The sequence below is a fragment of the Pelagerythrobacter sp. genome (assembly GCF_041912895.1).
Taxonomy (GTDB): domain Bacteria; phylum Pseudomonadota; class Alphaproteobacteria; order Sphingomonadales; family Sphingomonadaceae; genus Pelagerythrobacter.
In genome coordinates, this window is the sequence record NZ_JAYSGI010000001.1 from 255,941 (window position 1) to 267,722 (window position 11,782).

Genomic DNA, 11,782 nt, shown 5'->3' on the forward strand with positions numbered 1-11,782 from the left:
GATGACCCGGAAGTCCGCACCGAACGCAACTCACGACATGAAGACCGCGGGAAAACCTGCCTACCAGCGCCCGGTGTTGACTGAGCTCGATGTCGAGGCGACTGCCAACGGCGTCGTCGTCGGGCCCCAGCCGGAAAACGTCAGCTACATCAGCTGAAGTTCGAAGATCGCCGCGCAGGCAATGTGCCGCGCGTTGCCGCCCGGCCGAAGCCGGGCGGGCAGGCGTATCGTCAGCCGCGCGAAGGGTAGATGCCCTCGAGAGCGATGATGAAGTTGATCCCCAGATAAGGGTTGCGGATGCTAAATGGCTGGCTTCCGCCGGCCGTTCCGATAGATCCGGGGGCCATGGTCCGGTCTTCTGCCGGATTCGGCGCGGCATAGATCGGGTTGCTGGCCGATGTGAGCCCCAGCATGTTCCCCTGTGGAGTCTGTTTGTCGGCTCCCGCAAGTTCGGCATGCATGGTGTGGTTGTGGAGCGGCATCTCGTTGACCGACATGGTATGAGTTTCGGCCCCATCCATCTCGCCCTGCTGAATTGGCGCTAGGCCGGGGCCCGAACCCGGATGAACGGGAAACCTTCCACGAAGGTCCGGCAGGCCAAAAGTCGTTGTGCCATTGCCGCCGTAAGTGACGCCAAGAAGCGAAAACAGCGCTTGGTTTTGCGGGATGGACAGCAATTGGCCATTGCAAAATGCCCAGCCCTGTGGCGCGAAATTTCCAGCAAAAATAAGTAACTGTCCAATAAACGGATCCATAGCATCACTCCTTGAGTATTGTAGTTTCGTTCGCCGGGGTCGCGATATTTTCAGATTTTCTGACTCAACGCGCCGGGCGATTTTGGGCGTATACTTCGACCCTCCCGACGCCAAATTTGGACGGCTGTTTAGTATGTTCATATTGGATTGATTGGCTGTCCCGCTGCGAACAGCGCGTGTCCTTGGCAACCTCGGCAATCATCGTCATGAAAGACCCGTGGAGGTTTATTGAATCTCGACGAACTGCCACCGGGAAGGCCCATTCGCCGATGACATCTCCTTCGGACACCTCCAATCCGGACGATGTGCTCGCCCTCGAGGCGGGGTTGCTGCGCGCGCTTCACCGGTATCTCGGGCGCCGAATGTGGACGACCAGCGCGCTCGTCCTGCTCGCGGCCTTTGCCGAAGGCATCGGTCTCGTCGCGCTCGCGCCGCTGCTCGCGGCGGCGACGGGTGAGGGTGAGGGCCGTTGGTGGCGTGCGATCGAAGCGGCGCTGGGCCGTGCTGGTATCGAGACGGCGGACGGCCGGTTGCTGGCGATCGTCGCCGGCTTCGCGCTTCTGCTGCTACTGCGCGGGATCCTGATCCGGTGGCGCGACCTACGCCTCGCTTCGCACAATCTCGGGTTCGCCGACCGCCTCAGACTGGAAGTGATCGGCGCTCTCGCACGAGCGCCCTGGCAACGCGTGCCAGCGGCGCGGCGCAGCGATATCGAACATGCCATCCATTCCGATATTCGCCGGGTGCAGGCCGGGTCGCTCCAGGCGCTGCGCGCGGTCGCCAGTCTGTCGCTCGCGCTGGCGCAGACGGTCGCGGCGCTCATCATCTCCTGGCAGCTTGCCCTCGTTTCGCTCGCGGCGCTCATGCTCGTGGCCGTGCCGCTGGTGCCGCGCATTCTCAGGGCGCGAAAGCTTGGGCTGGACGCTACGCAATACGGGCGTCGGACGCACGATGTGCTCGCTCGCTTCCTGTCTGGACTCAAGCTCTATAAGGCGCACGGGCGCGAAGCGGCGTTCGTCGCGGATTACGACGATACGCTGCAGGCCATGCGCGGCAGGTCGTTCGCCTTCGCCGCCGCGCAGGCGGACGTGGCGTTTCTCACGCAACTGGGGGCGAGCATCGTGCTGGCGGGCGTGGCGCTTGCGGGGCTGCTGTGGCTGGAGCTTCCGTTCGCTGTCATTGGGCTGTTTGTGGTGATCTTCGCCAGGCTCGCCCAGCAGGCCTTCGCAATGGTTCAGGGCGCGCAGGCTTACGGGCATATGCTGCCGGCATTCGAAAGCCTGCGCGCGCTCAAGACCGAGATGCCGACAGCGATCGAGCGAAGCGCGAGTAAAGCGCCGAGGCGCGGCCCTGCTACCGGCCCGATGCGGCTTGCCGTGGACGGATTGACATATGGCATCGAGCCGGACGGCCCGACGATCCTGCGTCATGCGACCTTCGAGGTGGCGCCCGGGGAGGTCGTCGCGCTGGTGGGCGTTTCTGGCGCGGGCAAGACGACGTTGCTCGATATCCTGATCGGCATGATCGCGCCGCAGGCGGGCACGATCCGGATGGACGGGTACACGATCGCGGGCGAACTCCCTGCAGACTTGCGCAGCGCTATCGCCTATGTGCCGCAAGAGACGACGTTCTTCGATAGCGACCTGCGGCACAACATGCAGGCCCTGGCCCCCGATGCGAGCGATGCCGAGATCTGGGAGGCGTTGCGGCTGGTCGAAGCCGACCAGATCTCGGCGATCGCAGCGGCCGGTCTGGATGCGCGCCTCGGCGAAATGGGCCAGCAATTTTCGGGCGGCGAGCGCCAGAGGCTGGGGCTGGCACGCGCGATCCTGCGACGACCGCGGCTGCTGATCCTGGACGAGGCGCTTTCCGCTCTCGATCGCGCGCTCGAACGGCGCATCCTGGCGCGTCTCAATGAAGTGTCGGACCGGATGACGATCCTCATCGTGACCCACCGCTTGCCGCACGGCGTCGACATCAACCGAGTGCTTACGCTGGAAAGCGGGGTTCTTTCGGTTACGTCAGCCAGCTAAGCGGGCCAGGTCACAGAATCCAAGTCGGTCGGGCCGCGAAGCTGACGGAAATGGTCCGGGCGACACCGACGCTTGGCGATGCTAACGGCTGCGGATGCGCGACGACGCCTCTTCCGACACGTCCGGCTTCTTCAACCAGAAGATGGCGGAAGGGTACGACCGCCGGAACAGCGGGCTTCAGCCGATCTCGGAATGCCTGCACTTTCTCATGCGGCTGGTGCTTGTCGACCTTCCCGCCGACGCGCGGGTGCTGTGCGTCGGCGTGGGCACGGGGGCGGAAGTCCTCTCGCTGGCCGAAGCCCGTCCAGGCTGGTCTTTCGTCGGTGTCGATCCCTCGGCTGAGATGCTCGACGTCGGGCGGGCGCGACTCGAACGGGCAGGGGTGCTGGATCGCTGCCGGCTGGTCGAAGGATATGTCGAGGATGTGGACGACGACGGGTTCGACGCGGTCGTCAGCCTGCTGGTCGCCCACTTCGTCCAGTGCGAAGACCGCGCCGCCTTTTATCGCGCCATCCACGATCGCCTGAAACCCGGCGGGCGCTTCGTGAGCGCGGAGATCAGCGGCGATCTGGACAGTCCGGAATTTCCCGCGATGATCGAGGACTGGAAGCAGGTCCAAACGGTTATGGGAGCGACCGAGGAATCGCTGGCGGCGCTCCCCGACATGCTGCGGACCAAGCTCGGTGTGGTGTCGGCCGGCGAGACCGAAGCGTTATGGCGCGATGCGGGATTCTCGCACCCGATCGCCTTTTTCCAAGCGTTCATGATCCGCGGCTGGCATGCGTTGAAGAGAACGGCGTAAAGCCTTTGTATCGCGACCCTTGAGCCGAGAGGGCTGCTTTCGTGCGGAGGGCAGACCGGGATCGCACGTCGCAAGGCTCCTGCTTTGGCAAGTTTTGGCTTTTTCAAACACGGCTGCACGGATATCGCCGGTGGATATGGCAAGCGACCTCGAACCGAATGTTTCGCCGGTGGACCACGTGCCGTCGGTGGACGAGGAAGACCATCTGGCGTTGGCAGCGGCTCGGCATCCCGGCGTCTTACTTTGCACGGTGGTCGGGATCGACGGGAGTTTTTCGCGACGTCTCGGCTCGCAGCTGGCCGTGATGCCGGATGGGCGCGTGGTCGGGAATCTGGCGGACGGATGCCTCGAAGAGCAGCTCAAGGCTGACGGCCGGGCGACCGCGTCGCCCGTCACCAGGCGGTACGGGAAAGGTTCTGAGATAATCGACTTCCGCCTGCCTTGTGGCGGAGGGCTCGACATTCTCATCGATCCATCGCCGGACCGCGCCGCGTGCGCCGCGGCGGTGCGTGACCTTGCGCAGCGCCGCACGGCGTGCGTGGCTCTGGCGCCGAACCCGTTTCTCTCCGCCCGGCTCTACATCCCCCGCCTCGTAGTGCGGGCATTCGGCGAAGGGCCGGAAGTCGACGCGTTGCAGGCGGTAGCCGCCGCGGCGGGCATCGCTTGCGAGGTGGTGACGAAATCCAACCTGTCGCTCGGCCGTCGCAGCGAATTGCCGCCCGCCGACCGATGGTCCGCGGTCGTCACGCTGTTTCACGATCACGAATGGGAGACCGCGTTGCTGGAGGAGGCGTTGGAAAGCGATGCCTTCTACATCGGTGCGCAAGGGGGCCTGAACGCGCGCTCGGCGCGGGTGGACGAATTGCGACGCAGCGGCGCGACCGATGCCGATCTCGGCCGCATCCGCAGCCCGATCGGCACGCCGACCGGCAGCCGCAGCCCGCACGCGCTGGCGCTGTCCATCCTGGCCGAGGTCGCCGGTGAATATGAACGCCTCCGCCCCGCCGCTTGATCGCTCGATCGCGTTCGCGCTGCTGGCGGCAGGCAGGGGGAGCCGGTTCGGCGGCGGCAAGATCGACGCGATGCTTGGGGCCAAGCCCGTATGGCGCTGGGCGGCGGATACAGCCGATGCCGCAGGGTTTGCGACTCGTATCCTGATCGTTGGCGAGGATGATCGAGGTGCGGGGACGGTCGGAGACGGATGGTCGATCGCCGTCAATCCCGACCCGCAAGCAGGTGTCGCCGGGTCGATCAAGTTGGCCTGCTCGCACGCCGCCAAGCACCGGCGGCTGGTTATCGCGCTCGCCGACATGCCGTTCGTCGAACGCAAGCACTTCCGCGCGCTGGCGCTGGCCGATGGAGTCGCCTTCACGCGCTATCCGTCGGGCCAGGACGGAGTCCCGGCCGCATTTCCGCGAGACGATTTCGGCAAGCTCGAAACCCTCGAAGGCGATCGGGGCGCTGCCAGCCTGCCATGGGGTGCAGGCAGGGCTTCGATCAGCCCACGCGCGTCCGAAAGCCTGATCGACATCGATACCCGCGAACAGCTCGAAATGGCGCGCGCGATGCTCTCGGCGCGCCCGGCCGATGATGTGTCAGGCTAGGGCCGGCAGGCCCTCGATCAGCTTGTCGAGCGTGATCGGATAGTCCCGCACGCGCACGCCGGTGGCATTGTAGATCGCGTTCGCCACCGCCGCGCCGGGGCCGCAGATGCCCAGTTCGCCCACGCCCTTGGCCTTCAGCGGACTGATGATCGGATCGAGCGTATCGAGGAAGATCACCTCCTGCTCCGGAATGTCCGCGTGAACCGGAACCTCGTATGCCGCGAGATCGTGGTTGACGAAGAAGCCGAAGCGCTTGTCGACCGCCAGCTCCTCCATCAGCGCCGATCCGGCCGACATGACCATCGCGCCGATGACCTGGCTGCGCGCCGACAACGGGTTGAGAATGCGCCCGGCATCGCACACCGCGAGCATGCGGCGGATGCGGACTTCGCCGGTGTAGGCGTCGACGCCGACTTCGCAAAAGTGCCCGGCATATGTGCCCATGTCGTAATCTTGCTGGAAATCGCCGAATTCCATCTCGCCGTCGGCCGACAGTGGCGCGGCTTCGGCCAGTTGGCGGCTCTTGCTGCCTTCGCGAACCTCGCCGTCGGCGAACTCCGCGCGGTCCGGATCGAAGCCGAACTTGTCGGCGATCGCCTTGCGCAGTTCGACGCAGGCCGCGTAGACTCCCGCGGTAGAGCTTGCCGCGCCCCACTGTCCGCCAGAGCCCGACGACACGGGAAATTCGGAATCGCCCAAATGGACCGTAACGTCCTCCAGCGGCACGCCCATGCACTCGGCAGCGGTCTGCGCCATGATCGTGTAGCTGCCAGTGCCGATGTCGGTCATGTCGGTGGAGACCGAAATTCTTCCCTCGATATCGATGCCTACCCGCGCGGCCGACTTGGCTACCGGCGCTCCGCGATAACCGGCGGCGACGCCCATGCCGATCAGCCATTTGCCGTCGCGGACCGAAGCCGGCCGCGCCTGGCGCTTGTTCCAGCCGAAGCGCTTCGCGCCTTCGCGCAGCGCCTCGACCAGATGGCGATCCGAAAAGCGCTTGGAGGGATCGCCGGGCGACTTGTCGGGCTCGTTGCGGATGCGCAGTTCGATGGGGTCGATGTCCAGCGCCTCGGCCAGCTCGTCCATCGCGACTTCCAGCGCGAGGTGGCCGACCGCCTCGCCCGGCGCGCGCATGGCGTTGCCTTCGGGCAGGTCGAGGTCCGAGATGTAGCTCGCGGTGAGGTTGTCGGCCCCGGCATAGAGCGACCGCGTCTGCGCGGCGCCGTTCTCCGCATCTCCGCCGGGCAAGTTGCCCGACCAGCATTCGTGCGCCATCGCGGCGATCTTGCCGTCGCGCCCCGCACCGATGCGGACGCGCTGGATCGTGGCGGGGCGGTGGGTCGCGTTGTTGATCATAAGTGGCCGCTGCATCGCGATCTTCACCGGGCGCTTGGCGGCTTTGGCGCCCAGCGCCGCGAGCACCGCTTCGGACCGGACGAACAGCTTGCCGCCGAACCCGCCGCCGATGAACGGCGAATCGATCCGCACGTTCTCCTTCGGCATATTCAGGATGCTCGCCACGGCCTGCTTGCTCCAGTCGATCATCTGGTTGCTGGTCCACAGCGTCAGCTTGTCGCCCTCCCACGCGGCGATGGTCGCGAACGGCTCCATCATCGCGTGGCTTTCATCGGGCGTGGTGTAGGTCTGATCGAACTGCACGGGAGCGGCGGCGAAAGCCTTGTCGAAATCGCCGTTCTTCTTGATGTCCTCCGGCACGCCCCAGCCGCGCGCGATCTTGGCGCCGTCCTTGACCTTGGCGAGTTCGTATCGCCCTTTCTCCGTATCGTAGGTCGTGCGGATCAGCGCGGCGGCGGCGCGCGCCTGCTCGAAGGTTTCGGCGACCACGCAGGCGATTGCCTGATGGTAGTGCGCGATCTTGCGTCCGCCGAACAGCGGCGCAGTGTTGTAGTCGCTCGTGCCGACGGGATCGGTCTCGGTTGCGGCCACGACAGCAATGACGCCGGGCGCAGCGCGCGCCTCGTCGAGGTCCATCGAGGCGATCGAACCCTTCGCGATCCCCGCGCCCACGATGTAGCCGTAGGCTTGCCCGGCCGCGACATCATGCCGCTCGTAGGCGTAGGGCGCAGTGCCGGTGACCTTGCGTGGGCCATCGATCCGCTTGGTCGATTTGCCGACAATCCTGGGGTCGGAAAACGTTTTGTCGGTGGCAGGGGCTTCGAATTTCATGGCTCAGTTCCTCGCCTCGGCCAGGATCGCGGCGAGCGTCCGCTCGGCGAGCGCGATCTTGAAGCGGTTGTCGTCGCGCGGCCGCGCGTCGGCGAACGCGGCTCTGGTGGCCGCCGCGGCGCCTTGCGGCAATGCCGTATCGGCGGCTGACGTGCGCCACGGGCGGGGCGCAACGCCGCCGAAAGCCAAGCGGCCGGTGCCGTCGGGCTGCACGACCGCCGCGACCGAGACGAGCGCGAAGGCGTAAGAAGCGCGATCGCGCACCTTGCGATAGAAATGCGTGCCGCCCGGCGGCTTTGGCAGCGTGACGTGGGTGATCATCTCGCCGCGCTCGAGCGCCGTCTCGATTTCCGGGGTATCGCCCCACAGACGGTGGAATTCGCCGATGGGAATCGAGCGAGTACCGCCTTCGGGCGTCACCGTCTCGACCACCGCGTCGAGCACGCTCAGCGCGTTGGCCATGTCGCCGGGATACGTCGCGATACAGGTGTCGGACACGCCGACCACGCCGAGCTGGCGCGAATAGCCCTCCAGCGCGCCGCAACCGCTGCCGGGGTTACGCTTGTTGCAGGGCATGTTCGGATCATAGAAATAGGGGCACCGGGTGCGCTGCAGCAGGTTGCCCCCGGTCGTCGCCTTGTTGCGCAACTGCCCGCTCGCGCCCGCCTGGATCGCGCGGGTGAGCACGGCGTAGTCGCGGCGAACGCGCGGATGGGCCGAGAGCGCGGTGTTGCTGACGAAGGTTCCGATCCGCAGCCCGCCCTCGGGGGTGTCCTCGATCGTATCGAGGCCGAGATCCTGCACGTCGACGAGATGCGTCGGCGTCTCGATTTCGAGCTTCATGAGATCGAGCAGGTTGGTACCGCCGGCGATGAATTTCGCCCCCTGCCTGCTGGCGACGGCCGTTGCGGCTTCTTGGGGGCTCTTGGCGCGCTCGTAAGTGAAACTGCGCATCGGCTCAGCCCTCCGCTACTTGGGCGATGGCCGCCGCGATATTGGAATAGGCGCCGCAGCGGCAGATGTTGCCGCTCATCCGTTCGCGCACTTCGGCATTGGTGGCCGTCATGCGGGTGGTGAGTTCGTCCGAGACGTGGCTGGGAATGCCGCGCTCGATCTCGTCCAGCATGGCGACCGACGAGCAGATTTGCCCCGGCGTGCAGTAGCCGCACTGATAGCCATCGTGCTCGATGAAGGCGGTCTGCATCGGATGGAGGTCGTCCGGCGTGCCGAGGCCTTCGATCGTCGTCACCTCGTCACCGGAATGCTGGACGGCGAGGCTGAGGCAGGAGTTGATCCGCTCGCCGTTGACGATCACGGTGCAGGCGCCGCACTGCCCGTGATCGCAGCCTTTCTTGGTGCCGGTCAGTTGAAGATGCTCGCGCAGCGCGTCGAGCAGAGTGGTCCGGCTATCGAGATCGAGACTGCGCTCGGTTCCGTTCACGGTCAGCGTTACTGGCATGCTCACTGACGCTGCAGGGGCCGAAGCGTTCCGGGCGAGCACGGACGATGCCGATGAAATGGCGAGCGTAGCCGCCGACGAAACGAGCACGCCGCGGCGCGAAATCGGCAGGATCGGTTCGTTCACAAGCAAATCCTCCAGCTGTTGGAAGGACTTTGCTCCCTGAATCCATTCCTTTCAAGGTGGTCAGAAACGGAACCGCGCGCCGATCGCCCAGAGACGTCCGTCGTAGCGGATATCGCGCGGATAGGCCTGCGTGTCGGTATAGTTGCGCACGTTGCGGAACGGCTGGTTGGTGATGTTGGCGACCTCGAAGGTCAGCGTCACCGCTTCTACCGGGGTTATCGCGAGCGAGAAATCGAGCCGTTCGATACCACGCGTGTATTCACCCGCGATCGCGTCCACGTCCGCCGGGTTGAAGAAGAAGTTCACGAAGCGCGAGCGGTAATTATAGGCGAGGCGCGCTGATACCGGGCCCTTCTCGTAGAGCGCGACGAGGTTGTAGCTCCACTTGGAAACCCCGGGGATATCGACATCGGGCGCGTCGGCGCCGAGTTCGGCCGGCAGCGCCTGCTTGCCGTCGATGTAGGTGACGTTCGCCTGCATCCCGAGGCCGCTCAGTGCGCTGGGGAGGAAATCTAAGAACGTGGTGAACGCCGCTTCCGCGCCCTCGATCCTGCCGGTGCCGCCGTTGCGGGGGCGGGTGACGAGCACGGTGCCGATGCCGGGCACGTCCTCGGGTGCTGTGTAGTTGGCGATGAAGCCGGTCACGTCGCGGCGGAAAATCGCCAGCGTGGCCGATCCGGTATCGGAGAAATAGTATTCCAGGCTGGCGTCGTAGTTCTTCGATTCCAGCGGTTGAAGGTCGATGTTGCCGCCCGATCCGAACCGGTCGGCGCCCGGATTGTTCGGGTCGGCGGGCGAGATCAGCACTGCGGGATTGAGTTGCGAGAAGGCGGGCCGGGTGCGCGTCTTCGTGGCGGAAAGGCGGAGTTGCAGATTGTCGGTGAACTGCGCGCGGAAGCTCGCGCTGGGCAGCACGTCGACGTAATTCTGCGACAGCGTCAGCGGCACCGGCTCGCCGTCGATCTGCGACGTGCCGGTGAGCCGCCCGTCGGTGTTGACGATGCGCGCGCCGACCACCCCGTCGATCGGAACGCCCGCGTCGAACTCGTAGTGAAACTGCCCGTAGGCGGTGTAGGTCTTCTCGCGCGCGTCGAACGCCTGCAGGGGATTGTAGGCAGGCAGATCGCTCGTCCAGTTGGCGGCGTTTTCCGCGTCGAGCTCGAGCAGCCCGGCGTAGGCGAAATCGCGCAGCGCGGCGATATTGGCGGTCACGCCGTCCGCGGTTGGTGCGAACCACGCGCGGTGGGGCTGCGCGTCGAGGCCGCGGAAGCCAGGGCTGATGACGGCGCCTTCGCCGAACGGCACCTCGCCCAGTGGAATGCGCAGATCGCGCAGATTGGCGTAGCGTTCGCCGTTCTCGCCGCGGCTGGTGCGATTGGTATAACGCAAGCCGAAATCGAAGCGCGGGATCAACGAGAGTTCGGTGTCGAGCTGGAGATCGCCGCGCCACTGGACGCCGGTGCCGACGAGGCGCTGGCGGCGGTCGAAGATCCCGCGCACGATATAGCCCGCCGGATCGGTTAGGTCGAAGGCGGGAAAGCCGAACTCGGCGCCGCCGCCTTCGCCATCGCGGTCGAAGTCGATATCGACCGTGGGCGGGCTCGCGGCGGCGAAATCGACCGCGTATTGAGTCAGATCCCAACGGCTGTCGGTATAGGCGAAATCGGTCGAAAGGGTGGCCGGGCCGGTTTCCCACTTCGCGCCGATAGCGCCCTGAAACGTGTTGGTGTTGCCCGAATTGACCGAGCGCTGGAGGTCGAGGCCGAAATCGTCGCCATCCGACACGGTGAGGCTGCGCACCTTGGTCGGGTCGTCGGGGTCGAGCACGACGTTGCTGAGCGTGGGGCTGCCCGCGCGGGTGAACACGATTGCGCTGTCGTTTGCATCGCGTCCGCGGAAACCCTGATACAGCCCTTCGATGTAGACTTCGAAATTGTCGGCCGGCCGCCACTGGATCGAGCCGTCCACCGACGGGCGCCAGCGCTTGCCGCGCGCGTAGAACACGCCGACCGCTTCGGGGAAGAAGAAGTCGCGGCCCACGCCCGGCGTGATGATGAGCTGGTCGGCCCCGGCCTGCCCGACATCGCCGCCGTCGGTGCGCGCGGATGTCAGAAAAGTCTGCTGCGCATAGGCGACGTTGAGCAATGCGCCGATCTCCCCGATCCCGGTCTCCCACCGGTCGGACAGGAGCAGGCTGACGTTCGGATCGTACTTGTCGGCTTCCTCGTTGTAGGTGCCGCGCACCGCACCCGCGATCTCGAAGCCATCGAAGTCGAACGGGCGGCGCGAGCGGACGTTGACGAGCCCGGCGATGCCGCCCTCGATCTGATCGGCGGTGGTCGACTTGTAGACCTCCAGCCCCTGCAAGGCCGCGGCGGGGAAATCCTGCAAGGCGACATTGCGCCCGTCGTAGCTGAAGATTTCGCGCCCGTTGAACGTCGTCGAGGCGTCGGGAAGGCCTCGCACCAGCACTTGATTCACTTCGCCGACCTGCCGCGCCACCTGCACGCCGGTGATGCGCGCCAGCGCCTCGGCCGCACTGTTGTCGGGCAACTTGCCGATATCTTCGGCTACCACGGCATCGAGGATCTGGTCTGCGTTGCGCTTGCGCTCGCGTGCCGATTGCAAACTGCCGCGCAGGCCGGTGACCACGATCGTGTGGTCGCCCGTTTCCTCCGGAGCGGCCTCTTCGGCTGCCGGTTGCGATTGCTGGGCCGCAGGCTCGGTCTGAGCGGCCGCGGGCAAGGCGACTAACGCCCCGCCGACGCTTACGAATATCCCAGTTTTCATCGGCGATCGCCTTTCCGCCCCGT

The 11,782-nt window shown here is 65.8% G+C and carries 10 protein-coding genes; 5 read left to right on the forward strand and 5 right to left on the reverse strand.

All coding sequences use genetic code 11. The features are described 5' to 3' along the window. The first annotated feature begins 1 nt into the window (after position 1). The gene (locus tag ACE3QC_RS01370; RefSeq protein WP_374405293.1) at positions 2-157 is read left to right on the forward strand and encodes a hypothetical protein; all 156 of its coding nucleotides are present in this window, start codon (positions 2-4) and stop codon (positions 155-157) included. 73 nt (positions 158-230) lie between these two features. Here the strand turns inward: ACE3QC_RS01370 and ACE3QC_RS01375 are convergent, their stop codons facing one another. Beyond that, entirely contained in the window at positions 231-755 is a 525-nt protein-coding gene (locus tag ACE3QC_RS01375) for a phage tail protein (RefSeq protein WP_374405294.1), read from the reverse strand. Between the two features lie 182 nt (positions 756-937). On the opposite strand from ACE3QC_RS01375, the gene ACE3QC_RS01380 reads away from it, so the two are divergent. The 4 genes from ACE3QC_RS01380 to ACE3QC_RS01395 all read left to right on the forward strand — a co-directional run bounded on the left by ACE3QC_RS01380 (position 938) and on the right by ACE3QC_RS01395 (position 5,194). Beyond that, entirely contained in the window at positions 938-2,788 is a 1,851-nt protein-coding gene (locus tag ACE3QC_RS01380; RefSeq protein WP_374405295.1) for an ATP-binding cassette domain-containing protein, read from the forward strand. A 94-nt stretch (positions 2,789-2,882) separates the two neighbouring features. After that, complete coding sequence (locus tag ACE3QC_RS01385; RefSeq protein WP_374405296.1) at positions 2,883-3,590, forward strand: class I SAM-dependent methyltransferase; 708 nt, start codon at positions 2,883-2,885, stop codon at positions 3,588-3,590. A 136-nt stretch (positions 3,591-3,726) separates the two neighbouring features. Further along, the gene (locus ACE3QC_RS01390) at positions 3,727-4,602 is read left to right on the forward strand and encodes an XdhC family protein (RefSeq protein ID WP_374405297.1); all 876 of its coding nucleotides are present in this window, start codon (positions 3,727-3,729) and stop codon (positions 4,600-4,602) included. Then, positions 4,577-5,194, forward strand: a complete 618-nt coding sequence (locus ACE3QC_RS01395) for an NTP transferase domain-containing protein (protein WP_374405298.1) — start codon at positions 4,577-4,579, stop codon at positions 5,192-5,194. The genes ACE3QC_RS01390 and ACE3QC_RS01395 overlap by 26 nt, the downstream gene beginning before the upstream one ends. Here ACE3QC_RS01395 and paoC read toward each other — a convergent pair. Genes paoC through ACE3QC_RS01415 form a run of 4 tightly spaced genes read right to left on the reverse strand, consistent with a single transcriptional unit; the run spans position 5,186 to position 11,759 of the window. Continuing rightward, entirely contained in the window at positions 5,186-7,384 is a 2,199-nt protein-coding gene (paoC, locus tag ACE3QC_RS01400; protein ID WP_374405299.1) for an aldehyde oxidoreductase molybdenum-binding subunit PaoC, read from the reverse strand. The two genes, ACE3QC_RS01395 and paoC, sit on opposite strands and share 9 nt — an antisense overlap. A gap of 3 nt (positions 7,385-7,387) precedes the next feature. Beyond that, positions 7,388-8,338 (reverse strand): xanthine dehydrogenase family protein subunit M, encoded by a 951-nt coding sequence (locus ACE3QC_RS01405; protein ID WP_374405300.1) that lies wholly within the window; start codon positions 8,336-8,338, stop codon positions 7,388-7,390. 4 nt (positions 8,339-8,342) lie between these two features. Further along, a complete protein-coding gene (gene paoA, locus ACE3QC_RS01410; RefSeq protein WP_374405301.1) occupies positions 8,343-8,969 on the reverse strand; it encodes an aldehyde dehydrogenase iron-sulfur subunit PaoA in 627 nt (208 codons plus the stop codon). 60 nt (positions 8,970-9,029) lie between these two features. After that, positions 9,030-11,759: a TonB-dependent receptor gene (locus ACE3QC_RS01415; RefSeq protein WP_374405303.1), complete on the reverse strand. Its 2,730-nt coding sequence runs from the start codon at positions 11,757-11,759 to the stop codon at positions 9,030-9,032. Positions 11,760-11,782 lie beyond the last annotated feature (23 nt).

Bases quoted from the DNA above. Each gene is read 5' to 3' on its own strand.
- ACE3QC_RS01385 (WP_374405296.1), top strand. From the start codon at position 2,883: ATGCGCGACGACGCCTCTTCCGACACGTCCGGCTTCTTCAACCAGAAG.
- ACE3QC_RS01405 (WP_374405300.1), bottom strand. From the start codon at position 8,338: ATGCGCAGTTTCACTTACGAGCGCGCCAAGAGCCCCCAAGAAGCCGCA.
- ACE3QC_RS01370 (WP_374405293.1), top strand. From the start codon at position 2: ATGACCCGGAAGTCCGCACCGAACGCAACTCACGACATGAAGACCGCG.
- ACE3QC_RS01415 (WP_374405303.1), bottom strand. From the start codon at position 11,759: ATGAAAACTGGGATATTCGTAAGCGTCGGCGGGGCGTTAGTCGCCTTG.
- ACE3QC_RS01375 (WP_374405294.1), bottom strand. From the start codon at position 755: ATGGATCCGTTTATTGGACAGTTACTTATTTTTGCTGGAAATTTCGCG.
- ACE3QC_RS01390 (WP_374405297.1), top strand. From the start codon at position 3,727: ATGGCAAGCGACCTCGAACCGAATGTTTCGCCGGTGGACCACGTGCCG.
- paoC (WP_374405299.1), bottom strand. From the start codon at position 7,384: ATGAAATTCGAAGCCCCTGCCACCGACAAAACGTTTTCCGACCCCAGG.
- ACE3QC_RS01395 (WP_374405298.1), top strand. From the start codon at position 4,577: ATGAACGCCTCCGCCCCGCCGCTTGATCGCTCGATCGCGTTCGCGCTG.